The sequence below is a fragment of the Plantibacter sp. Mn2098 genome, from assembly GCF_049319745.1.
In the GTDB taxonomy this organism is placed as follows: Bacteria; Actinomycetota; Actinomycetes; order Actinomycetales; family Microbacteriaceae; genus Plantibacter.
Genome location: NZ_JBMOUH010000010.1, coordinates 121,465 through 142,610, shown reverse-complemented (window position 1 = coordinate 142,610; position 21,146 = coordinate 121,465). Strand labels below are relative to the sequence as shown.

Sequence of the window (21,146 nt, the reverse complement as noted above, 5' to 3'; positions counted from 1 at the left end):
GTCAGACCCGTGCAGCCCGCCGACGGAGGATGAGGAAGACCGTGCCGAGCACGAGCCCCGCGGCGGCTCCGATCGGCAACCAGCCGACATCGGCACCGGTTGCGCTCAGCGTCGGTGCCCCTGCACCGGGAACCGGAGTCGACAGCGGGATCGCGGCACCCGGCAGCACCTGGAGGAGGTCGGCGGATCCGGAGATGCTGCCGAAACCGTCCGGGCGCTCGGGTGGCGGTCAGCGTCGTCCAGGAGTACCGTCACCGTCGTCGTTCACGGTTCCGAACGCGTGGCCGGGGTCGGCGGAGGAGAAGACCACGGCGGCTGTGAGGGCGACGGGGATGCCGACGCCGTCGGGCCGGGCGTCGCGACCGCGGCGATCCGAGCATCGGATGCCGCCGTCGCGGGCGCGGGAGTCCCGGCCAGGAGACCGACGGAGGCAGCCGAGGTGCCGAGCACGGCGGCGATGGCGAGCGCAGCCACGACTCGCCGCCTGGATGGGCGTGAGCGGGTTGCGTTCGACATGGGTCTCCTCGAGCTGCCCCGCAGAGCGAGCCGTCGGCGCGGGCGGTGATCGTCACGTCGGTTCGGGTCCGACGTGATGAGCGTCGTCATTCCGCAGGACGGAAGGACATCATCACGATACTGACCCGTCGACCGCCGAACGCCCGGAATGAAGCGATTGACCCGCTTTTGGGTGTTTCACACCGAGTCGATCATGCCTTCGACCGACGCGACACTGCGGGTGCGCCGCTCACACCAGCCCGGGCACCTCAGCGCCCAACGCGGAAACCCCGCCACCACACGAATGTGGTGACGGGGTTCCGGTGGAACGGGACCGACTAGCCTTCGGCAGGAGCCTCGGGGCCGTCGCTCGCTGCGTCGCGACCGTGCGTGTCGGCTTCATCAGCCAGCACCGGTGCGAGGGACAGCTTGCCGCGGTCGTCGATCTTCGTGATCTCCACGAGGACCTTCTGGCCGACGCCGAGGACGTCTTCGACGTTCTCGACACGCTTGCCACCGGCGAGCTTGCGCACCTCGGAGATGTGCAGCAGGCCGTCCTTGCCCGGGAGGAGCGAGACGAACGCACCGAACGCGGCGATCTTGACGACGGTTCCGAGGAACTGCTCGCCGATCTCCGGGTTGGTGGGGTTCGCGATCGCGTTCACCTGGGCACGAGCAGCCTCGGCCGACGGGCCGTCGACGGCGCCGATGTAGACGGTGCCGTCCTCCTCGATGGAGATGTCGGCGCCGGTCTCGTCCTGGATGGCGTTGATCGTCTTGCCCTTGGGGCCGATGAGCTCACCGATCTTGTCCACGGGGATCTGGACCGAGATCACGCGAGGCGCGGTCGGAGCCATCTCATCGGGGGCGTCGATCGCTGCGTTCAGCACGGAGAGGATCGTCGTACGAGCGTCCTTCGCCTGCTGGAGCGCACCGTTCAGGACGGAGGTGGGGATGCCGTCGAGCTTCGTGTCCAGCTGGATGGCCGTGACGAACTCGGAGGTACCGGCGACCTTGAAGTCCATGTCGCCGAGCGCGTCTTCGGCACCGAGGATGTCGGTGAGGGCCGCGTAGCGGGTCTCACCGTCGACGGTGTCGGAGATGAGGCCCATGGCGATGCCGGCGACGGGTGCGCGCAGCGGCACACCGGCGTTCAGCAGGGACAGGGTCGAGGCGCAGACGGAACCCATCGAGGTGGAGCCGTTGGACCCGAGGGCCTCCGACACCTGACGGATCGCGTAGGGGAACTCCTCGCGGCTCGGCAGCACCGGCACGAGGGCGCGCTCGGCGAGGAAGCCGTGCCCGATCTCGCGACGCTTCGGCGAACCGACACGGCCGGTCTCACCGGTCGAGTAGGGCGGGAAGTTGTAGTGGTGCAGGTAGCGCTTCTTCGTGACCGGGCTCAGGGAGTCGATCTGCTGCTCCATCTTGAGCATATTCAGCGTGGTGACACCCAGGATCTGGGTCTCGCCGCGCTGGAAGATGGCGGAACCGTGGACGCGCGGGATGACCTGCACCTCGGCGTCGAGCGGACGGATGTCCGCCAGGCCACGACCGTCGATGCGGATGCCCTCACGGAGCACACGACCGCGCATGACCTTCTTCGAGACGGACTTGTACGCAGCCGAGAGCTGCGTGAGCACCTCTGCGTCGAGCGTGCCGGCCTCGACCTGCTCTGCGACGGTCGCCTTGACGCGGTCCTTGAGGGCGTCGTCGGCGTTCTGGCGCTCGATCTTGTCGGCGATCTGGTAGACGTTCACCAGTTCGTCCTGCGCGAGTGCTGCGACGGCGTCGTAGCTCGCCTGCGTGTACGGGAGGAACACGGGGTACGCCGCGATCTCCTTGGCAGCCTGCGCTGCGAGCTCGCTCTGTGCCTTGACGAGCTGCTTGAGGAACGGCTTGGACGCTTCGAGGCCCTGGGCCACGATCGCCTCGTCCGGCTTGGTGGCGCCGGCCTTGATGAGGTTCCAGCTGTTCTCGGTCGCTTCTGCTTCGACCATCATGATCGCGACGTCTTCGTTGCCGTTTGCGTCGGTCACGATGCGACCGGCGACGACGATGTCGAAGACGGCTTCCTCGAGCTGGTCGACCTTCGGGAAGGCGACCCACTGGTCGTCCGAACCGTTCAGGCCGGGGATGAGCGCCAGGCGGACTGCGCCGATGGGGCCGGAGAACGGCAGACCGGAGATCTGCGTGGACATCGATGCCGCGTTGATGGCGAGGGCGTCGTAGAACTCGCCCGGTGCGATCGACAGGACGGTGATGACGATCTGGACCTCGTTGCGGAGACCCTCGACGAACGAGGGGCGCAGCGGCCGGTCGATCAGGCGGCAGACGAGGATGGCCTCGGTGGACGGGCGGCCTTCACGACGGAAGAACGAACCGGGGATCTTGCCTGCTGCGTAGGAACGCTCTTCGACGTCCACCGTGAGGGGGAAGAAGTCGAAGTTGTCCTTGGGGTGCTTGCTCGCCGAGGTGGCGGAGAGGAGCATGGTCTCCTCGTCGAGGTAGGCCGCGATTGCGCCCTGAGCCTGCTGTGCGAGGCGTCCGGCCTCGAACCGGATGGTGCGGGTGCCGAACTTGCCGTTGTCGAGAACGGCTTCGGCGAACTTGATTTCTGGACCTTCCAAAGGTCTCTCCTTCATACGTGTGCGCTCCCCGCCCGGTGGCGGGACGCGCGTCCGAGTGGACGCGCCGATCAACGCGTTTGTGCACGGAGAGAGCCGCAGTACGTACTCAAGTCCCCAGGCGGATGACACGGCGTTCCGCATCGGATCGATGCACCGCGTCGTCTGGGGCTTGGCTGGTCACCAGTAGAAAATCACCCACGTGTGTGAGTAACCCACCACCGAGGACCAGCTTCCTGCCGGCCTGCTCCGTTGTGTTGCGTGGCGAACCGTGTGGTTCACCTCGTCAACCCTAGCAGAGGGGCCCTGGAACAACGCGGAAATGCTGTCCGAACAGGCAAGAACGCAACCCTCTGCGCAAAGGCCGGAATCCGTCACTCGTCGGAGTAACGTGTGTCTGGCGGCTCCGACCGTTCGGTCGGCCGCAGGATCGCGAGCGGCCGGGAGTCACGAGTGCTGAAGGTGTCGGTGGTCATCCCGGCGAGGAACGATGCCCCCATGTTGGAGCGCGCGCTGCAGCATCTGGCGTCGCAGTTGCGCCCGGCGGACGAGATCGTCGTTGTGGACAACGGCTCCACCGATGACACGGCGGCGGTCGCCCGTGCGTCGCAGGCCGCCGGGGTCGTCGTCGTCGACGAGCCGGTCCCCGGGATCTGGTCGGCGAGTTCCACCGGGTACGACGCCGCGACGGGCGACATCATCGTCCGCATCGACGCGGACTCCCGCCCTCCCGTCGATTGGCTCGCCCACATCGAGGCGATCTTCGTGACGATGCCGGAGGTCGATGCGGTCACGGGGCCGGGTGAGTTCTACGACGGGAGTGCCATTGCGACGCTCCTCGGCCGCAATCTCTATCTCGGCGGATACTTCTGGTCGATGTCGCTGTGGCTCGGTCAGCCGCCGTTGTTCGGATCGAACTTCGCGATGCGCCGCGAGGTCTGGGCGGACGCCCGCGGACGGGTGCATCGCACGGATCCGCGCATCCACGACGACCTCGACCTCAGCATCCATCTGGCCCCTGGCACACGCGTCCACTACGAGGACACCCTCGCGGTCGGGATCTCCGGTCGTCCGTTCGCCTCGTGGAGCGGTTTCGGCCGTCGGATCGACTGGGCGTTCCACACGATCGGCGCCCACCTCCCGGAGGAGGCCCCCTGGAGGCGCCGTGCCGCCCGCAGGGCCGTCGAACACCACGACCCCATCGAGCCAGACGGTTTCCCCGTCTAGCCCGCCTCCGCCTCTCCCGCCTCCCCCGCCTCCCCTCCCCCGATCCAGCCCGCGACCTGTCAGTTGTGGCTGGTCTGACGCACGTCAGAGCCGCCACAACTGCCAGTTCGCGGGCTTCAGCGCGTGGCGATGACGAGGTAGCGGTGCTCGTTCGTGACGAAACCAGCGTCCGTGACGTTGCCGGAGAGGATCCCGTTGAAGACATCGACGTCGGCGAGCGCCGCCGCACCGGCCACGTCGGCGTGTAAGAGGTCGAGCGCACCGAGCCAGAACACGAGCGACGCCGCATCCCGGACGACGTACTCGACGTCGTACTCGCGGATCTCGACGGCCGCGAACCCTGCATCGGCGAAGAGGTCGCGGGCGACCGGGGCGGCCGGCAGTTCCTGTCCGAGCGCAACCTTCACGTTCAGCATGTTGCGTTCACCGACCTGCTGGGTGATGAAGCGGCCACCGGGGCGGAGACGATGCACGATCGCGTCGAGTGAGAATGGCGCATGGCGGTTGACTACCACGTCGAAGGACTCCGACACGTGTTCGAGCAGGTGGCTGCTCTGCCGGAACGAGAGGTGTTCGAGACCGCGCCCGTTCTCCCGGGCGACGTCGATCATCGCGGCATCGATGTCGACACCGAGCCCGAAGCCGACGCCTCGCCCTGCGAGCAACTCCACAAAGCGCTCACCACCGCCGGTGCCGACATCCAGCACGTGGTCGCCGCTCGCGAGCTGTGCGGACACGACGTCGGTGTACTCCCACGGCGCCGGCGCACGCCGGACGGACATCCGGGAGAAGTCCCAACCGGATCTGGGCGCGACGCCCGCCACGAGTTCGTCGAGTTCTGCCTGGCTGTACGACGTCGCCACTCCACTCGGCGGCATCGGCGATTGAGCTCGTGACTGCTGGCCTCCTGCGGACTGCCCCATTGCTTCGACCCCCTACGAAGCTGCCGCCCCCGGTCGGTCCCCGGCGATCGCGAACAACTCCAGCAAGTCTTCCACGAGCTGGTTCGGCGCCGTCTCGCACGGGCTGTGTCCGGTCCGGTACACGGCGAACGCTCCTCTGATCCCGGATGCGAACGCCGCATGAAGCGGTGTGGGCCACAGATCGTGGTCGCCCGTGACGACGAGTTTCGGCACGTCCAGCGCGGCAAGCCCTGGCACGAGGTCCGGGGTCCTGCGCATCAGACCGATCGCGTCGTCGACGCTCGAACGCCGCGTGAGCGCGAAACGGTCGCGGACGAAGGCGAGTCGTTTGGGACCGACCCGGTTCTGATTGGTCCTGATCCCCCAGATCATGAGCCCAGCGCCCTGGTGTTCCGTCACCCAGCCGCTGAACCAGCCGATGGTGCGGACACCGCGGAACGCCTGGCCGGCGAGCGGCGGGGTGGTGTGGAAGGTGAGCGAGCGCACGAGGAACGGGTCTGCAGTTGCGACGATCCCCGCGAGGATCCCGCCGAAGGAGTATCCGAGGACATGAGCCGGCGCGCCCGCGCGGAGGAACGCATCGAGGTCCGCGACGAACAGTTCCTGCGTGTAGTGTCCACCGTCCGGCGGTCCGGCCAGGTGCGACTCGTACTGTCCGGCGAGGTCGAAGCTCTCGACGAAGTAGCCGGCATCCACGAGGAGCGGTGCGAGCAGTGAGAAATCCTCTTTGGATCCCGTGATCCCCGGCACCAGCACAACGCGCGGATCCCGAGGATCCCCGAGCGACGTCGCCGCGAGGCGACCGCTCGGGGCATCGAAGAACCGAGAGGTCGAGCCTGGCGGGAGGACGCTCCAGTCGATGTCCGGCAGGTGGGCATCACGCTCGATCGCGGCTGGCACCGCTTCCTGTTCATGCGTCGACACGAGCACAGGATACCCACGGCGGTGCATGGTCGGCAGCCCTTGCGGCTGGCGCGTCCGGAATCACTCGGTGACCAGGACGACCTTGCCGCGCAGGTGGCCGGCGATGAGGTGTTCGTACGCCTGGACGACCTGTTCGAGCGGGTACACACTGTCGATCGGGAAGACGATCTCCCCCGATGCGATGCGCTCGCCGAGCGCCGCGAGATCGCTGATCGACGCGTCGGCGCCGCCGACCCCGCCGAACGCGTGCTCCTGGGCGAAACCGCGGTCGGCGATCGTGTTCACCCGGCCGGACGGGACGCCGAGCTCGACGGCTACTTCGAGGGTCTGCCTGCCGTTGTTGTCGAGGACGGCGTCGACGCCGTCTGGTGCGATGGCGCGGATGCGGTCGGCGAGGCCGTCGCCGTACACGACGGGTTCGACGCCGAGCCCGCGCAGGAAGTCGTGGTTCGATTCACTCGCAGTCCCGATGACCCGGGCGCCGGCTGTGACCGCGAGCTGTGCGGCGAGGACACCGACCCCACCGGCTGCAGCGCTCACGAGCACGGTCTCGCCGGCCTTCGGGGCGACGGCTCGCACGCTCGCGACGGCCGTGCGACCGACGATGTCGAGGGACCCAGCCTGTTGGGTCGACAGCCCTTCCGGGATCACGATGACCTTCTCAGGCGTCGTCAGGAGGTAGTCCGCCTGCGCGAAGAACCGTTTGCCGCCGTACACGAGGTCACCGGTGGAGAGGTCGACGCCCTCGCCGACCGCATCGACGATTCCGGCGAAGTCGTTGCCGTTGCCGACGGGCAGGGTGAGTCCGAAGGATTCGCCTGCCGCCGGGCTGCCGGCGATCTTGTGATCGACGGGGTTCAGTCCGGTCGCGAGCACACGGACCCGGATCTCCCCCGCTCCTGGTTCCGGCTTCTCGACGTCGACGATCTGATAGACCTCCGGGCCGCCGTAATTGGCGAACTGTACGAATCGTGGCATGTGATTCCTCCTCATCGTTGGTCGGTCAGCACGCTGCGTGGCACTGATCGGAATGCGGATCGAGCGCTGAGACCGTGTCGATGCCGCTCACTCCACTCTTCCACCGGATCCGGGGACGGGCTCCCCTCTGTGACGCAAAACTGCAGCAGGTTCCCAGTCGTCCGCCGCTGCGCGTTTCACCGGTGGCCGTCTGCCGTTCACATCATCGGACTAGACAGGGCGTGTGGATCAGATCGGCGACATGGTTGCGGGTATCACGAGCTGGATGACGGATCTCGCTGGTTCGCCGCTCCTGTTTCCTGCCCTGTTCCTGTTGACGGTCGGCGATGCGTTCCTGGTGATCCTGCCGAGCGAGACGGTCGTGGTGGCACTCGGTGCGATCTCGGTTGCGACCGGGGCGCCGCCGATCGTCCCGCTGTTGCTCGTGGCGGCGGTCGCGGCGATGACCGGGGACGTGTTGTGCTTCCTGATCGGCCGCTTCGTCGGGGTGTCACGCTTCAGATGGATGCGCGGACCGCGTGTGTCCGGGGCGATCGAGCGCGCCGGTCAGGCGCTGCATCGGCGGGCGGCGGTTGCGATCCTGACGGCGCGGTACATCCCGTTCGCGCGTATCGCGGTGAATCTCGCTGCGGGTGCGAGCGGTCTGCCGATGCGGCGATACCTGCCGCTGACGGCGATGGCCGGGGTGGCGTGGGCGCTGTACAACGTGGGGATCGGTGCGTTGTTCGGGGGCATTCTGCCCGGGCAGCCCATCGTCGCGGTGCTCGTCTCGGTCGCGGTGGCGGTGACCGTGGGTCTCGTCATCGACCGCATCGGAGCGGCAGCCGATCGACGGCGTGCACGCATCCAAGAATCCGAGCGGCTCGGCTGACGTCGGTCGGACCTCGATGGCCTGCCACCGTTGTATCGACTGTGGTTCCTCTCAGGCGAGGCGAAGCCGTTCGTCACCGATTTCGACCTCGATGCGCAGCTCTCCACCGATCGCCTGAACGTACTTGCGAAGCGTGTCCACCTGGGCGCGCTCGATATCGCCGTGCTCGATCCGTGAAACCCGGTTCTGGCTCACATTGAGCTTGGAGGCGAGTTCCACCTGCGTGAGCGAGGAGTGTTCTCTAAGTTCGCGCAACCGATATGCGCGCACGTCGTCGAGAAGACGTTTCTTGTGGGCGTCGACCTTCGCCCGATCGACGGGCCGTTTGGCGAGCAGGTCGTCGAGTTCGCTCATGATCGCGGTGTTCCCTTCCGGAGATGCTGGTCGTACAAGTCGTCCGCACGAGGCAGATTGTCGCCGTGCCATCGCTTCCATTGTCCAGTCTTGTCGCCTGCGACGAGCAGAATCGCACGCCGTGTTGGATCAAACGCGAAGAGAACTCTGAGTTCACTTCGTCCAGTTGATCCGGGTCGCAATTCCTTCATGTTTCGGTGTCGCGAGGCGCGCACAGAATCGACGACCGGACGCCCAAGTTGAGGCCCGTGCTCTGACAACAGTTCGAGCGAGGCTACGACCTGCTCGTACGAACCCTGGTCGAGGTTCAACAGCCATTCTTCGACAAGAGTCGTATCCACTTCCCACATCCACCGTACGTTACAACGTTTGCGTTGTACACCCTCAGAGTTATACACAGGCAGGATACGCGAACAGGCCGCCACTCCGAGGAGTGACGGCCTGTCAAGAAGTTCGCGTTGTCAGCGAGGAGCTTCCGTACCTTAGCGGCGGAGTCCGAGACGCTCGATCAGCGAGCGGTAGCGCGCGATGTCGATGTCCTGGAGGTAGCCGAGCAGACGGCGACGCTGGCCGACCAGGAGCAGCAGTCCACGACGCGAGTGGTGGTCGTGCTTGTGCTCCTTGAGGTGTTCGGTGAGGTCCTTGATCCGCTGGGTCATGACCGCAACCTGGACCTCGGGGGACCCGGTGTCACCTGGGTGGGTCGCGTACTCTTCGATGATCGCCTTCTTGGTTTCTCCTTCAAGAGCCATAGCTGGGGATCCCCTTCCTCTCGTTGCGCGGTGCCCTTCGCCTGATGCGTGGGCTCTCTTCATCCGCGGCCGTTTGACGGCAACCTTGAAATTCTAGCAGGTTCCTGCGCGTGGAGCATCGCAAGGGCCGCGAGCGTACCCGCATCGCGAATTCGTCCGTCGGAAACACGCGCCCGGAGCTCCTGCGACGACAGCATTCTGACGGCCCAGTCCTCTCCAGGCTCGAGCTCCTGATCGTGCCAACGCTCGATCACCCCGGTGAAGACGTGGCACACCGCAGCACTGATCCCCGGCGACTCGACGAAGCTCCCGATCAGCTTCGGCGCCGAAACGACGCAACCGGTCTCCTCGATGGTTTCACGAACCGCAGCTGCCGAAGGGTCCTCGCCGTGTTCGACCGCACCGCACGGAAACTCCACACAGACATCGGCCCCGGTCGTGTCCCGAGTTCCCTCGACCACAACGATCCCGCCAGCGGCGTCCACGGCGATCATCATCGCACTGTCCGGGCGCATGACACGGAACCACTGTCGGCCGTCGGTCTCTCGGCGCGTGACCGAGAACCAGGGATTCGAATGCTCGATGACGTCCTTCACATCAAGACCCCTCACACCTCACACCGCGCACCGCTTGTCTCGAATCACACGGCGGGTGGCTCGCGGTGTGTGGAGCGGCGAGGGGCCGATGCTTCCTCACGCGCGGCGTCGATGCGCTTGTTGCGGCGCAGACGCAGGATGAGCAGGAGCGCGATGACGTCGAGCACCAGGAACGCTGCGATGAGCCACACCCACAGTGGAACTGCGGGACCGTCCATGCTCGGGGCGGGCTCAGTACTCGCCTTCGCCGCATCCTGGGTGGTCTTGGAGTCGTAGACGACACGGACCGGATCGCCGATGGACGCGCCACCCTCCGAACTCGTGATCACCACGGCGAGGGTGATGTCGTACTCGCCGGCCTCCGCGCCCTTCAACCACTGGGTCATGTTGATGCGGGTGCGCCAGGTGCCGTCGTCGGCGACCGTGATCGGCTGGCCGTCGAATCGGAACTGCGGAGTGCCGCTCGTCGACGTCGACTCCTGCTGCAGGGCGCAGTCCGCTGCGGGTTTCGCCGTGAAGCACGGTTTGGCAGCCTCGTAGAGCGCTTCGGAACGCCAATAGGACAGGACCGCGTTCTTCTGGCCCTTGTCCGCCGTGCCGGAGACGTCGAAACCGGACGCCTGCTCACCGTTCGCCGTGAAGTCGACGCGGTACACGGTGTCGCCATCGTGCGGGGCGGTGATCTGCGGTGCGTCCGCGGCGTGCGCAGGCGCGGCGACACCCGGCACAACAGCCGCACCGCCGACGCCGAGCGCAAGACCGAGCCCCAGACCGAGTCCGAGCGTGACACTGATCGCACGGGCGAACCTGCCGATGCCGCCGCTGCGGCCGGTCCTGCTCCCCGAGCAGGTCACCGCCGAACGATGCCGGCCGGCAGTCGCCCTCGCCCCACGAGCATGCGTACGCGCCGACGCATCGTGCACTGGAGCCATCCGGTCTTCACCTCTCGTCGCGCGCGAACTGCGCACGAGAACCCAGTATTCCAGGCGGAGGTGAATTGGTGCTGAATCTCGCCGGGAAGCGGCTGTGCGCCAGCCGGGAGTAGCCCGTACGTCGACTGAATGACGCACGGGCCCCTGCGTCGGCTATCGGGCTTCGAAACCGCCCAGCAACTGTGCGAACGGCGTCTCGATCGCGAACGGGTCATCCAGACGCGACGAACGCTCCGATGCCGCGACCAGCGCCGCGAACTCGCCCGCCTCCCGATCGATTCGCTGAGGCAGCGCACCGACCTGCGCGTCACCGGTCCCCGAAGCACCGCTCCCCCAGTCCTCGGACGCCGCGAACACGGCGGTCGGAACCACAACAGAGTGCAGGTAGGCGAACATCGGCCGCACTGCGTATTCGAGGGCGAGCGAATGCCTGGCCGATCCACCGGTCGCAGCGATCGCGACGGGCAGGTCGGTGAGCGCCCCTGGCTCGACCACGTCGAAGAACGACTTGAACAGTCCCGAATAGCTCGAAGTGAAGATCGGGGTCACCGCGATGAGACCGTCAGCGCCGGTCATCGCATCGATCGCCGCCCCGAGCGCCGGGCCGGGGAACCCGGTCAGCAGGTTGTTGGTGATGTCCTGGGCGAGATCCCGCAGCTCGATGACGGTGACGTCGACCTCGATGCCGCGGCGTTCGAGCTGGGCGAGCGTCGCATCCCGGAGCCGATCGGCGAGCAGCCTGGTCGACGACGGCTGGCTGAGACCGGCCGACACAACGGCGATTGTGCGCCTGGTGCCCGCAGCGGCCTGCGCGTCGCCGGTCATCGTGAGAGCCCTGCCGCTGCAGCGCCGAACGCAGAGCCGCCGACCTTCGCAGAGCCGCCGACCTTCGCCGCGCCACCGGTCGAACCGCCGACAGACCCACCCGTGACCGTGTCCCGCACAACGACCCGCGAGGTGACATCGCCCGACTTGCCGCCGAGCTCAGCTTCAGCCTTGGCGACGAGCGATGCGTGGGTCGGCGCCTCCGGCACGTCCGCCGGTCGATCCTTCGCGAACTCCTTGCGCAACACGGGCACGACCTCGCCACCGAGGATCTCCAGCTGGTCGAGGACGGTGCCGAGCGGCAGGCCGGCGTGATCCATCAGGAACAGCTGTCGCTGGTAGTCGCCGAACGATTCACGCATGGATGCGTACCGGTCGATGACCTGTTGCGGGCTGCCGACCGTCAGCGGGGTCTGCTCGGTGAAGTCTTCGAGCGACGGCCCGTGACCGTACACGGGGGCGTTGTCGAAGTACGGACGGAACTGCGCGACGGCATCCTGCGAGTTCTTCGCCATGAACGCCTGCCCGCCGAGGCCGACGATCGCCTGCGCGGCCGTTCCGTGTCCGTAGTGCTCGAAGCGCTGACGGTACAGCTGGATGAGGCGCATGTAGTGCTCCTTCGGCCAGAAGATGTTGTTCGCGAAGAACCCGTCGCCGTAGTAGGCGGCCTGTTCGGCGATCTCGGGGCTGCGGATGGAGCCGTGCCAGACGAACGGCGGCACACCGTCGAGCGGTCGCGGCGTGGACTGGAAGCCCTGCAGCGGCGTGCGGAACTTGCCCTGCCAGTCGACGAAGTCCTCACGCCACAGCTTGTGGAGGAGCGCATAGTTCTCGATCGCGAGGTTGATGCCCTCCCGGATGTCCTTGCCGAACCATGGGTAGACGGGACCGGTGTTGCCACGGCCCATGATGAGGTCGACGCGACCACCGGCGAGGTGCTGCAGCATCGCGTAGTCCTCGGCGATCTTCACCGGGTCGTTCGTGGTGATGAGGGTCGTGCTGGTCGAGAGGATGAGCTTCTCGGTCTTCGCGGCGATGTACCCGAGCATCGTGGTGGGGCTCGACGGGACGAACGGCGGGTTGTGGTGCTCGCCGGTTGCGAAGACGTCGAGTCCGACCTCCTCCGCCTTGAGCGCGATGGCGACCATCGCCTGGATGCGTTCGTGTTCCGTCGGGGTGACACCGGTGGTCGGGTCGGTGGTGACGTCGCCGACGGTGAAGATTCCGAATTGCATCGTGACTCCTGAGTCCTTGGGTGTGCAGCGCGTGGTCGCACGAGCCGCGTTTCCATTCACGTGAATGGATATTCGGGTCAACGGTCGCACTGCCGATCGTATTCCCGCAATCCTCGGACCGGTTGTCCGAGCGGATGTCGCACCATCGTGACAGGATCACCGCATGGACGATGAACGGGGCGAGTACGAGTCATCCACAACGCGCGGCACACCAGGCGTTGTGCCTCCGTACCTGCTGGAACGCATCGCGGCCCTCCGGGAACCGCATCTCGCACGAGCTGCCACGGCCGCCAGGTACTCGCTGCTCGCCACCCGTGCGGATCATCGGCCGGCCACCGGATCAGCCGCTCCGTCCATGCACGCCGACACGGCATCCGCATCCACCGCCGCCATCCCCGGCCCGCGGCGTGACATCTCCGACGCAGGCCGGACCGAGAGGCTGCCTGGCACGCCCGTGCGCCGCGAGGGCCAACCGGAGGTCACCGATGCGGCGGTCAACGAGGCGTACGACGGCCTCGGCAGCACACACGCACTGTACGCCGACGTCTACCACCGTGATTCGATCGACGGCCGGGGCCTCCCCCTGTCGGCGACGGTCCACTACGGCGACGACTACGACAACGCGTTCTGGAACGGCGAGCGCATGGTGTTCGGCGATGGCGACGGGCAGGTGTTCCGCGGGTTCACCTCCTCACTCAGCGTGATCGGTCACGAGCTCACCCACGGCGTCACCCAGTTCTCCGCCGCGCTCGCCTACGAGGGGCAGTCCGGTGCGCTCAACGAACACGTTTCGGATGTCTTCGGCGCACTCGTTGAGCAGTACGCCTCCGGTCAGGATGCCGCCGACGCCACTTGGCTGATCGGCGCTGGCCTCTTCACCGACGAGGTGTCAGGTGAAGCATTGCGCTCGATGATCCATCCGGGCACCGCGTACGACGACGACGTCCTCGGCACGGATCCGCAGCCGGCACACTTCGCGGACTACGTGCACACGACGGAGGACAACGGCGGGGTGCACCTCAATTCCGGCATCCCGAATCGTGCGTTCGCGGTGGCTGCGACGACGCTCGGCGGGAAGGCGTGGGAGCGCATCGGCCAGGTCTGGTACGACACGCTGACGGGCACGGGCACCGATGCACTCTCCCCCACGGTGGACTTCGCCGGCTTCGCGGCGGCCACCCTGCAGGCTGCGGCATCCCGCTACGGCGAGACGTCCGCGGTCCGCGCTGCGGTGTCCGCCGGCTGGGCCAATGTCGGCATCACGCCCGCCACCCGACCCCTCACCATCGCACCGTCATAGCTCCTTCAACACCGTCGCAACTCCTTCAGCACCGTCATAACTCCTTCAATCCGACGACCTGCGGAGGATCACCCCTGATTTTCCGGGGGTTCGCCCGAAAACGCGTCCGAATTGAAGGAGTTATGACGGTGGCGTGCTCGGAGTACGATCACGGCATGAAGGTCATGGTGACGAGGAGCGGCGGCATCGCCGGGCTCACGAGGCGGTGGGAGGTCGTCGTCGACGACCAGCCGGACCCGCAGACGTGGGTCGTGCTCATCGACCGACTGCCGTGGAGTGAGGCCGAACCGGCACCGCTGCAGCCGGATCGCTACGTCTATCGGATCCGATGCGCCCCGCACGAGGCCGTCCTCGCGGAACAGCAGGTGACCGGGCCGTGGCAGGAACTGGTGGACCGGGTCAGGGACGCCCAACCCGATCCACCGGGCGAAATCAAGCGGTCTTGAACTGCTCCGCGAGGAGTTCGAGCGAGCGGATGCGCGCCGGCGCCGACGACGGATCGGTCCCCGCGTAGGCGGAGCTGACCGGCGAGACCATAACCTCGTCGACCTGGAACCGTTCGGCCAGCTGGGTCAGCTGACGCGCCGCGGATTCCGCGTCACCGATGATCCAGGCGCTGCGCATCTGATCGAGCAGTTCGAGTTCGAGACTCGACAGCTCGTCGGCCGCCGCCTCCTCGACCGTGGCGATCGGGCCGAGCTTCTTGCCGGCACGAAGTCGCGCCATCTGCTGCAGGTTCGGGAGGGCGAGCGCCTCGGCCTCCTCCTTCGTGTCCGCGACGACGACGTTCGCGGTGAGGAAGGTGCGCGGAGCATCGAGTCGGGGCGACGCTTCGAACGTCGTCCGGTAGAGCTCGAGCGCGCGAGCCGTCCCCTGACCGGAGAAGTGGTGCGCGAACACGTACGGCAGCCCGAGCGCTGCGGCGAGCGCAGCGGAGTAGTCGCTCGACCCGAGCAGCCAGACGTCCGGAATGCTGCCGGCCTTCGGCGTTCCGCGGAGCTCATACTCGTCGCCGGACGTGAGGCGTACCGTGGCCCCCTCCTCGCCGAGCAGGGAGACGATGTCCTGGACGTTGTTCGGGAACCGGTCGACGTCGCTCACATTGCCGGACTGGCGCAGAACGGCGGAGATGACGGGATCGCTGCCTGGGGCTCGTCCGAGCCCGAGGTCGATGCGGCCGGGAGCGGATGCCTCCAAGAGCGCAAACTGTTCTGCGACAACGAGCGGAGCATGGTTCGGCAGCATCACACCACCTGAGCCGACGCGGATGCGCTGCGTGTTGGCAGCGAGGATCCCGATGACGACGGCCGGGTTGGTCGATGCGACCGAGGGCATGTTGTGGTGCTCTGCGACCCAATAGCGATGGAATCCCAGCTCGTCCGCGCGCTTGGCGAGTCCGATCGTCGCCTGGAGGGCCTGGCTGGTGTCCTGGTCGGAGCGCACCGGGATCAGATCGAGTACCGACAGTTTCATGCTCACCTTTCGTCGCGCAACGCTTGGTGCGCGTGTTCGTCGTCCAGGTGAGTGCAGCGTTCGAGGCCTCGTCCGCATTCCCGATCGAGGTGGATCGGCACCTCCGGGCGAGTCGTTCACCGCCATCGGCAACCTCCCAGGACCGTGCCAGCAGCGGTGCAATACCCTGGGAGCACCACCGCGAAGGAGCAGACCATGGGATTCCTCGACCGCCTCCTCGGCCGCGACGATCGCGACGACCGAGCACGCACACAAGCCGGATACGGAGCCGGCGCACCGCAGCCGGGATACGGATCCGCCGCGACGCCGTCTGCACCGCAGTCCGCACCGCGTTCTGCCGACGAGATCGCCGTGGAGCGCTACCGTTACCTGTTGCGCACGGCGCCGCCGGAGGCGATCGAGCAGGTGCACGCCGAAGCGTTCGCGAAGCTCACACCGGAGCAGCGCACGCTCGTCTTTCAGGAGTTGTCGCAGAACGCGCCCGCCGGTGACGCTCCGCTCAACGACTCCCCCGCCGCGCTCGCAACAGCCGCGACGCGCTCGGAACTGCGCCAGCCCGGAACCCTCGAACGCTCCTTCGGGCAGCGCGGACCCGGACTCGGCACGATGTTCGCCGGCTCCCTGCTTGGCACCATCTCCGGCATGGTCATCGGCTCCGCAATCGCGAGCGCGTTCATCCCGGACTCCGTCGGAACCAGTGCCGATGGTGCAGGTGCGGACGGCGCAGGTACTGACGGTTCTGGTGCCGACGGTTCTGGCGCCGGCACGGATGGCGGCTCGATCGATGCAGCCGGCGCAGACCAGGGCGGCGGATTCGGCGACTCCGGCTGGGGCGGCGGCAATGACGCCGGCGGCGGGTTCGGCGACTTCGGCGGCGGAGACTTCGGCGGCGACTTCGGCTTCTGAGTTCGGCTTCTGAGTTCGGCTTCTGACCAGGAGCGATGCTCGCCGTGGTCGGACCCGAGCGACGCTTTTCCCCACTACCGCGCATTACGTGGTACCGTGCTTCCTGACACAGTGGAGGCGTCGTGGATACAACACAACTCTTGAAGGGCGTGCTGGATGTGGCCGTGCTCGCGGTCCTGCAACACGACGACGGCTACGGGTATGACATCGTGCGCCGTCTGCGGGATGCGGGGCTCGGCGATGTGGGTGATGCGTCCGTGTACGGCACGCTCCGTCGCCTGTATGCCGCCGGCGCGCTGTCCAGCTACGTCGTCCCGTCGGACGGCGGCCCGCACCGCAAGTACTACGCGATGACCGTCGAAGGGGTGGCGATGCTGTCCCGCCAGCGGGCGACCTGGGCGGGCTTCGCCGGAGCCATGTCGGACCTCTTGGCGGACGCCGCGCCGACCAGCACCGCAACAGCAACAGCAGCCGCAACCAGCACGATCGGGGAGAAATGATGAGCGAACGCACCGCCGCCTTGGACGACACGATCTCGACATTCGCCGCCGCGGTCAGACGTCACCTCGACGACCTGTCGGCGGAGGACGTCGACGACCTGACCGGTGGCCTGGAGGCCGACCTCAGCGAGCAGGCGTCCGATGACGGCGGGCGACTCGACCCTGGCGACCCGAAGGCCTATGCCGACGAACTTCGAGCGTCAGCGGGATTTGCGGCGCGCAGTGACGCCCGTCCGTCCTTCCGGGCTGGCCTGCGGAGCGGCATCGAGTCGTTCGCCTCGACGTTCGGGCGGTCGATCCGTTCGACCCGACTGGGTTCCTGGCTCCTCGATTCGGCACTCGCGTTGCGCCCGGTGTGGTGGGTCTTCCGCGGTTGGGCGGTGTACCAGGTCGTCGCGTTCGTCGTGTTGGGCCGGAGCAGCCTCCTGCCGACCGACCCCCTTCTGTGGGCGCTGCTGATCGCATCGCTCACACTCAGTGTGCAGTGGGGCCGGGGGCAATGGGTGCCGAACGCGTTCCTCGGCGGGCTCCGCACGACGGTCTCGGTCGTGACGATCCTGATCACCCCGTTCCTCCTCGGGTGGACGGTGTCGGCGACCACACCGCCCCGGCTCGACGACACCGTGCTGTACACCGACCCGAACGGTCTGCGCCTCGACGGCGAACGCGTGCAGAACATCTTCGGTTACGACGCGGACGGCAATCCGATCAGCGATCTGCAGCTCTTCGATCAGGACGGCAAACCGCTCGTCACGGTCGGCAAGTTGTTCATCGGCGACGACATCGACGAGCCGACGAGCTCCGGCACCATCACGGTCCCGTTCGACCTCGGCAGCCGCGGGAGGGCCTGGAACATCTTCCCGCTCGCCCAGACCGAACGGAACGCGACGGGCGACATCGCCGATGCGGCGCCTGCGACACCGCCGTTCCCGACCACGTACCCGGTGCAGCGAGCCGCTACACCCGTGCCGACACCTGTGCCGACTCCACCTGTCAACCCGACCCAGGCGCCATCCGCGGAGTGATCTCCGTCTCGCTTCGGGCGCCGACAGGAGACGAGGTGTGCGTTTTGTACGGACGGAGCGTTCAGACGGAGTCCGCCTCAGTCGGTATCGGGGTCCTCTGCGACGCGTTTCGTCGCCTGCTCGCCGAGGATCTCGATCAGTCGCTCGACGCGTGATTCGCGTTCGTCCTCGTCGGCGGTGTCGACCCAGTGCGCGAGTTCGCGTTGTGCACTGTTCGGCAGGCTTCTGAACACGCCCAGACGTCCGGCGTCGTCGATGGTCTGTTCGGCGTCCGGACGGAGGCGCACCACCCGCTCACTCGCCGCGAGCGGTCCGGATTCCACGTCAGCGTGTCTGCCCATGGGGTAAACGTAGTGCTTCGGGCAGCCGAGGTCGAGCACCGGGCGACACGGAACGCATCGCTGTAGCATGCGGGTCGCAATACGGTCGCGGACGCGACGGTACGTCGGGTCAGACGACTTCCCATTCCGCGATCCCGCCGCCCACCACGGTGAACAGCGGATGCGCCTCCGGACGCCACACGTTCGCCCAGCGATCGGCCACAGCCGGGCTGCGTTCGATGAGACGCCGGGTGAGGTTGCCCCATTCGTAATCCAGTTGGCCGTCCGTCACGACGAGCTGTCCGACGGCAGCCGCCTCGACGACGATGCTCTCGCGATCGAGACCGGTGCCGCGTTCGTCCGCTTCGTCGGCGAGCGCCGTGAGGTAGGCGCCGATCGCTGCGTCCGGCTGCGGCGCATCGCGGAATCGTTGCAGCTGCGGGTGGTCGTGCAGCGCCGAGGTGTCATCGCCCAGCACCCGTTGGGCGATGAGCCCTTCGCGCCAGGCGGCAACGAGGGCCTGGGCGTCGAAGTAGCGAGGGTGGATGGACCAGAGACGCATGCCTCCATCCTGCCCGACACGGCTGACACGGAGCCGAGACGCGGCCACCGGATCGCGAACATCGTCACCACAGCACATCTGTGATATCTCTTGCTGTCAGATGAGTCGTTCGTTACGGTTCTGAGGGACGACCGAAGCGAGGAGCCCGGATGAACGCGGATCACGAATGAACACGGAGCACGAATGGGCACGGAAACCGCATGAGTACGGGGAGCAGATCCAATGATGCTCATCACCCCGTTCGGGCCTGACGTCCGACGCGCGATCAACGCTTCATGGCCTCGACGGATCACCTCCGCCGGATCGATGCTTCTCATCGTCGGGCTCGCCCTGATGTTCGGCGCCACAACGCCATGGTGGATCTGGGCAGCCGCCATCGTGCTCGACGGCGCGCTGTTCGCCTCGCTCGGCAATCGCTGGGCTGTGGCCGACGCCGCCGAAGCCGACGAACCCACGACCCGCGGCTGACGCCGTGTCTGCTGGCGACGCGCGTCGTTCGCGCAATAAGGTGAGCACATGGTCATCCTCGTCGCAATCTTCGCCACCCTCTCAGCGGCATTGCACATCGTCATCTTCTATTGGGAATCGCTCGCATGGACGACGCCCTCGGTCTGGAAGCGTTTCGGACTCGCCAGCCAGGAGGAAGCGGAGACCACGCGGGTCCTCGCCTACAACCAGGGCTTCTACAACCTGTTCCTCGCGCTCGGCGCCCTCATCGGTGCGATCCTCTACGGCTTGGGTGTGCACGGGATCGGCTTCGCGCTCGGCATCTTCTCCGTGATCTGCATGTTCGCGGCCTCGGTCGTCCTCGTCTCGAGCGGCCCGGGCAAGGTCCGCTCAGCGCTCATCCAGGGCACCCTTCCGCTCATCACGATCGTCCTGTACATCGTGAGTGGGGTCACGGGAGCCTGAACCAGCCAGCCGAACCCCAGGACCCCACCGGATCAACGCCGACCGGATCGATCCCCACCGGCTCCACCCCCACGAAGCGCACCTCGCTCTTCGTCGACCTGTCGCCGCTCCGCGAGAGTCCGGCGTTCGCCCGCCTCTGGATCGGCGGCGCGATCACCGGCATCGGCGGCCAAATGACCATCGTCGCCGTCGGTCTGCAGGTGTACGCGCTGACCTCGTCGACGCTCGCCGTTTCACTCGTCGGCGTCATCGCCCTCCTCCCGATGATCGCCTTCGGGCTGTACGGCGGGATGCTCGCCGACGCATTCGACCGTCGGAAACTCGCCCTCATCGCCGCGAGCGTCACGTGGGGATCGACCGCGATCATCGCAACACTGGCCTGGCTGCACGTCGAAGCGGTGTGGCCGCTCTACGTCCTGACGACGCTCAACGCCGTGTCGACGACCGTCGTCGGGACATCCAGACAGGCGATCCTCCCCCGCATCCTGCCGTCGCGTCTGCTCCCGGCCGCAGCGGCGCTCGGCGGCATCGCCGCCGGTGTGATGGTGACCGTCGGACCGGCGCTCGCCGGCGTCCTCGTCGCGACCGTCGGATTCACCTGGACCTACACGATCGACGTGGTCCTCTTCGTCGCGGCGTTCCTCGGCATCGCATCGCTCCCCGCGATCCTGCCAGAGAACGGCTCGGGGACGCGCAAGCTCCCCGGACTCCGCAGCCTCGCGGACGGCTGGACGTTCCTCCGCACGGCGCCGAACATCCGCATGACGTTCATCGTCGACATCGTCGCCATGACCTTCGGCAACCCGCGGGTGCTGTACCCGGCGGCCGGCACGCTCGTCCTCGGCGGCGGCCCGGTCACCGTGGGCATCCTCACCGCGGCGATGGCGATCGGCGCGCTGATCTCCAGCCTGCTGTCGGGCCCCGTCGGACGCGTCGACAAACAGGGCAGAGGCATCCAGATCGCGATCATGGCCTACGGCGGAGGCATCGCGGCATTCGGCGGTGTGCTCGCGTGGGTGGCATTCAGCGGCCAGTCTGTGAATGGCGGACACGAGGTGCTCACACCCGCGATCATCGCGGCGAGCATCGCCCTCGCGTTCGCCGGCGCGGCGGACAACGTCAGCTCGATCTTCCGGATGACGATGCTGCAGACGGCCGTCCCCGACGCGGTCCGCGGACGGCTGCAAGGGCTCTTCACCGTTGTGGTGACGGGCGGCCCACGACTCGGGGACCTCTACATCGGCCTGGCAGCATCGGCGCTGGCCCTGTGGATCCCGCCACTCGCGGGTGGGCTGCTGATCATCGCGATCGTGTGGACGCTCGTGCGGACCCATCCGCGCTTCCGGGCATACGACGCTTCGTCGCCGACGCCGTAGACCTCCTCCGGTTTCCGAGCGGGATGGTCCGGG

Annotated in this window: 26 protein-coding genes; 10 read left to right on the top strand and 16 right to left on the bottom strand. The window is 67.1% G+C overall.

Translation table 11 applies throughout. The features are described 5' to 3' along the window. Window position 1: 1 nt before the first annotated feature. The 3 genes from ACL9RL_RS16215 to ACL9RL_RS16205 form a co-directional block, all read right to left on the bottom strand. Window positions 2–169, bottom strand: coding sequence for a hypothetical protein (locus ACL9RL_RS16215; RefSeq protein ID WP_422781314.1), 168 nt, complete (start codon window positions 167–169; stop codon window positions 2–4). Between the two features lie 95 nt (window positions 170–264). After that, window positions 265–516 carry a hypothetical protein gene (locus ACL9RL_RS16210; RefSeq protein ID WP_422781313.1) on the bottom strand — a complete coding sequence of 84 codons (252 nt, stop codon included), beginning with the start codon at window positions 514–516 and terminating at the stop codon, window positions 265–267. Between the two features lie 317 nt (window positions 517–833). Continuing rightward, window positions 834–3,125, bottom strand: coding sequence for a polyribonucleotide nucleotidyltransferase (locus ACL9RL_RS16205; protein WP_422781312.1), 2,292 nt, complete (start codon window positions 3,123–3,125; stop codon window positions 834–836). Window positions 3,126–3,515: 390 nt separating this feature from the next. Between ACL9RL_RS16205 and ACL9RL_RS16200 the strand changes: the two genes are divergently transcribed. Further along, complete coding sequence (locus ACL9RL_RS16200; RefSeq protein WP_422781311.1) at window positions 3,516–4,349, top strand: glycosyltransferase family A protein; 834 nt, start codon at window positions 3,516–3,518, stop codon at window positions 4,347–4,349. A gap of 116 nt (window positions 4,350–4,465) precedes the next feature. Here the strand turns inward: ACL9RL_RS16200 and ACL9RL_RS16195 are convergent, their stop codons facing one another. Genes ACL9RL_RS16195 through ACL9RL_RS16185 form a run of 3 tightly spaced genes read right to left on the bottom strand, consistent with a single transcriptional unit; the run spans window position 4,466 to window position 7,174 of the window. Then, complete coding sequence (locus ACL9RL_RS16195; RefSeq protein WP_422781310.1) at window positions 4,466–5,227, bottom strand: class I SAM-dependent methyltransferase; 762 nt, start codon at window positions 5,225–5,227, stop codon at window positions 4,466–4,468. A 57-nt stretch (window positions 5,228–5,284) separates the two neighbouring features. Then, window positions 5,285–6,196: an alpha/beta fold hydrolase gene (locus ACL9RL_RS16190; RefSeq protein ID WP_422781309.1), complete on the bottom strand. Its 912-nt coding sequence runs from the start codon at window positions 6,194–6,196 to the stop codon at window positions 5,285–5,287. Window positions 6,197–6,256: 60 nt separating this feature from the next. After that, window positions 6,257–7,174, bottom strand: coding sequence for an NADP-dependent oxidoreductase (locus tag ACL9RL_RS16185; protein ID WP_422781308.1), 918 nt, complete (start codon window positions 7,172–7,174; stop codon window positions 6,257–6,259). 223 nt (window positions 7,175–7,397) lie between these two features. Between ACL9RL_RS16185 and ACL9RL_RS16180 the strand changes: the two genes are divergently transcribed. Then, window positions 7,398–8,045, top strand: coding sequence for a DedA family protein (locus tag ACL9RL_RS16180; protein WP_422781307.1), 648 nt, complete (start codon window positions 7,398–7,400; stop codon window positions 8,043–8,045). A 51-nt stretch (window positions 8,046–8,096) separates the two neighbouring features. Here the strand turns inward: ACL9RL_RS16180 and ACL9RL_RS16175 are convergent, their stop codons facing one another. The 7 genes from ACL9RL_RS16175 to ACL9RL_RS16145 all read right to left on the bottom strand — a co-directional run bounded on the left by ACL9RL_RS16175 (window position 8,097) and on the right by ACL9RL_RS16145 (window position 12,739). Further along, a complete protein-coding gene (locus ACL9RL_RS16175; RefSeq protein ID WP_422781306.1) occupies window positions 8,097–8,399 on the bottom strand; it encodes an XRE family transcriptional regulator in 303 nt (100 codons plus the stop codon). Further along, window positions 8,396–8,749 (bottom strand): type II toxin-antitoxin system RelE/ParE family toxin, encoded by a 354-nt coding sequence (locus tag ACL9RL_RS16170; protein WP_422781305.1) that lies wholly within the window; start codon window positions 8,747–8,749, stop codon window positions 8,396–8,398. The genes ACL9RL_RS16175 and ACL9RL_RS16170 overlap by 4 nt, the downstream gene beginning before the upstream one ends. Before the next feature lie 132 nt (window positions 8,750–8,881). Next, a complete protein-coding gene (gene rpsO, locus ACL9RL_RS16165; RefSeq protein WP_422781304.1) occupies window positions 8,882–9,151 on the bottom strand; it encodes a 30S ribosomal protein S15 in 270 nt (89 codons plus the stop codon). Window positions 9,152–9,210: 59 nt separating this feature from the next. Further along, window positions 9,211–9,747: an NUDIX hydrolase gene (locus ACL9RL_RS16160; protein ID WP_422781303.1), complete on the bottom strand. Its 537-nt coding sequence runs from the start codon at window positions 9,745–9,747 to the stop codon at window positions 9,211–9,213. Between the two features lie 44 nt (window positions 9,748–9,791). Beyond that, window positions 9,792–10,601, bottom strand: coding sequence for a hypothetical protein (locus ACL9RL_RS16155; RefSeq protein ID WP_422781302.1), 810 nt, complete (start codon window positions 10,599–10,601; stop codon window positions 9,792–9,794). 231 nt (window positions 10,602–10,832) lie between these two features. Then, on the bottom strand, window positions 10,833–11,504 hold the full coding sequence (locus tag ACL9RL_RS16150) for an FMN reductase (RefSeq protein WP_422781301.1): 672 nt from the start codon (window positions 11,502–11,504) through the stop codon (window positions 10,833–10,835). Then, window positions 11,501–12,739 carry an LLM class flavin-dependent oxidoreductase gene (locus tag ACL9RL_RS16145; protein WP_422781300.1) on the bottom strand — a complete coding sequence of 413 codons (1,239 nt, stop codon included), beginning with the start codon at window positions 12,737–12,739 and terminating at the stop codon, window positions 11,501–11,503. The genes ACL9RL_RS16150 and ACL9RL_RS16145 overlap by 4 nt, the downstream gene beginning before the upstream one ends. A gap of 163 nt (window positions 12,740–12,902) precedes the next feature. Here ACL9RL_RS16145 and ACL9RL_RS16140 point away from each other — a divergent pair, with 163 nt between their 5' ends. Together ACL9RL_RS16140 and ACL9RL_RS16135 are read left to right on the top strand one after the other, a co-directional pair. Next, the gene (locus tag ACL9RL_RS16140) at window positions 12,903–14,039 is read left to right on the top strand and encodes a M4 family metallopeptidase (protein ID WP_422781299.1); all 1,137 of its coding nucleotides are present in this window, start codon (window positions 12,903–12,905) and stop codon (window positions 14,037–14,039) included. Between the two features lie 155 nt (window positions 14,040–14,194). Beyond that, window positions 14,195–14,485 (top strand): protealysin inhibitor emfourin, encoded by a 291-nt coding sequence (locus ACL9RL_RS16135; protein WP_422781298.1) that lies wholly within the window; start codon window positions 14,195–14,197, stop codon window positions 14,483–14,485. Here ACL9RL_RS16135 and ACL9RL_RS16130 read toward each other — a convergent pair. Then, window positions 14,472–15,512: an LLM class flavin-dependent oxidoreductase gene (locus tag ACL9RL_RS16130; RefSeq protein ID WP_422781297.1), complete on the bottom strand. Its 1,041-nt coding sequence runs from the start codon at window positions 15,510–15,512 to the stop codon at window positions 14,472–14,474. The genes ACL9RL_RS16135 and ACL9RL_RS16130 overlap by 14 nt on opposite strands. Window positions 15,513–15,707: 195 nt before the next feature. Here ACL9RL_RS16130 and ACL9RL_RS16125 point away from each other — a divergent pair, with 195 nt between their 5' ends. The 3 genes from ACL9RL_RS16125 to ACL9RL_RS16115 all read left to right on the top strand — a co-directional run bounded on the left by ACL9RL_RS16125 (window position 15,708) and on the right by ACL9RL_RS16115 (window position 17,943). Further along, window positions 15,708–16,418, top strand: a complete 711-nt coding sequence (locus ACL9RL_RS16125; RefSeq protein ID WP_422781296.1) for a hypothetical protein — start codon at window positions 15,708–15,710, stop codon at window positions 16,416–16,418. Window positions 16,419–16,540: 122 nt separating this feature from the next. Then, entirely contained in the window at window positions 16,541–16,918 is a 378-nt protein-coding gene (locus tag ACL9RL_RS16120; RefSeq protein WP_422781295.1) for a PadR family transcriptional regulator, read from the top strand. Beyond that, on the top strand, window positions 16,918–17,943 hold the full coding sequence (locus tag ACL9RL_RS16115) for a hypothetical protein (RefSeq protein ID WP_422781294.1): 1,026 nt from the start codon (window positions 16,918–16,920) through the stop codon (window positions 17,941–17,943). Before ACL9RL_RS16120 ends, ACL9RL_RS16115 begins: the two co-directional genes overlap by 1 nt. 77 nt (window positions 17,944–18,020) lie before the next feature. Here ACL9RL_RS16115 and ACL9RL_RS16110 read toward each other — a convergent pair whose 3' ends face one another. Continuing rightward, window positions 18,021–18,284 (bottom strand): YdeI/OmpD-associated family protein, encoded by a 264-nt coding sequence (locus tag ACL9RL_RS16110; protein ID WP_422781293.1) that lies wholly within the window; start codon window positions 18,282–18,284, stop codon window positions 18,021–18,023. Window positions 18,285–18,393: 109 nt separating this feature from the next. After that, complete coding sequence (locus ACL9RL_RS16105) at window positions 18,394–18,825, bottom strand: pyrimidine dimer DNA glycosylase/endonuclease V (RefSeq protein WP_422781292.1); 432 nt, start codon at window positions 18,823–18,825, stop codon at window positions 18,394–18,396. A 222-nt stretch (window positions 18,826–19,047) separates the two neighbouring features. Between ACL9RL_RS16105 and ACL9RL_RS16100 the strand changes: the two genes are divergently transcribed. From ACL9RL_RS16100 to ACL9RL_RS16090, 3 genes are read left to right on the top strand one after another with little or no spacing between them, the layout of a single operon-like run. Then, window positions 19,048–19,293, top strand: a complete 246-nt coding sequence (locus ACL9RL_RS16100) for a hypothetical protein (RefSeq protein WP_422781291.1) — start codon at window positions 19,048–19,050, stop codon at window positions 19,291–19,293. A gap of 48 nt (window positions 19,294–19,341) precedes the next feature. Then, the gene (locus ACL9RL_RS16095; protein ID WP_422781290.1) at window positions 19,342–19,737 is read left to right on the top strand and encodes a DUF1304 domain-containing protein; all 396 of its coding nucleotides are present in this window, start codon (window positions 19,342–19,344) and stop codon (window positions 19,735–19,737) included. Window positions 19,738–19,787: 50 nt separating this feature from the next. Then, window positions 19,788–21,113, top strand: a complete 1,326-nt coding sequence (locus ACL9RL_RS16090) for an MFS transporter (RefSeq protein WP_422781400.1) — start codon at window positions 19,788–19,790, stop codon at window positions 21,111–21,113. The last annotated feature ends 33 nt before the right edge of the window (window positions 21,114–21,146 follow it).

Coding starts and splice junctions, on each gene's coding strand:
- ACL9RL_RS16150 (WP_422781301.1), bottom strand. CDS start 11,504: ATGACCGGCGACGCGCAGGCCGCTGCGGGCACCAGGCGCACAATCGCC.
- ACL9RL_RS16195 (WP_422781310.1), bottom strand. CDS start 5,227: ATGCCGCCGAGTGGAGTGGCGACGTCGTACAGCCAGGCAGAACTCGAC.
- ACL9RL_RS16175 (WP_422781306.1), bottom strand. CDS start 8,399: ATGAGCGAACTCGACGACCTGCTCGCCAAACGGCCCGTCGATCGGGCG.
- ACL9RL_RS16100 (WP_422781291.1), top strand. CDS start 19,048: ATGATGCTCATCACCCCGTTCGGGCCTGACGTCCGACGCGCGATCAAC.
- ACL9RL_RS16135 (WP_422781298.1), top strand. CDS start 14,195: ATGAAGGTCATGGTGACGAGGAGCGGCGGCATCGCCGGGCTCACGAGG.
- ACL9RL_RS16095 (WP_422781290.1), top strand. CDS start 19,342: ATGGTCATCCTCGTCGCAATCTTCGCCACCCTCTCAGCGGCATTGCAC.
- ACL9RL_RS16115 (WP_422781294.1), top strand. CDS start 16,918: ATGAGCGAACGCACCGCCGCCTTGGACGACACGATCTCGACATTCGCC.
- ACL9RL_RS16170 (WP_422781305.1), bottom strand. CDS start 8,749: ATGTGGGAAGTGGATACGACTCTTGTCGAAGAATGGCTGTTGAACCTC.
- ACL9RL_RS16210 (WP_422781313.1), bottom strand. CDS start 516: ATGTCGAACGCAACCCGCTCACGCCCATCCAGGCGGCGAGTCGTGGCT.
- ACL9RL_RS16110 (WP_422781293.1), bottom strand. CDS start 18,284: ATGGGCAGACACGCTGACGTGGAATCCGGACCGCTCGCGGCGAGTGAG.
- ACL9RL_RS16145 (WP_422781300.1), bottom strand. CDS start 12,739: ATGCAATTCGGAATCTTCACCGTCGGCGACGTCACCACCGACCCGACC.
- ACL9RL_RS16185 (WP_422781308.1), bottom strand. CDS start 7,174: ATGCCACGATTCGTACAGTTCGCCAATTACGGCGGCCCGGAGGTCTAT.
- rpsO (WP_422781304.1), bottom strand. CDS start 9,151: ATGGCTCTTGAAGGAGAAACCAAGAAGGCGATCATCGAAGAGTACGCG.
- ACL9RL_RS16105 (WP_422781292.1), bottom strand. CDS start 18,825: ATGCGTCTCTGGTCCATCCACCCTCGCTACTTCGACGCCCAGGCCCTC.
- ACL9RL_RS16125 (WP_422781296.1), top strand. CDS start 15,708: ATGGGATTCCTCGACCGCCTCCTCGGCCGCGACGATCGCGACGACCGA.
- ACL9RL_RS16140 (WP_422781299.1), top strand. CDS start 12,903: ATGGACGATGAACGGGGCGAGTACGAGTCATCCACAACGCGCGGCACA.
- ACL9RL_RS16130 (WP_422781297.1), bottom strand. CDS start 15,512: ATGAAACTGTCGGTACTCGATCTGATCCCGGTGCGCTCCGACCAGGAC.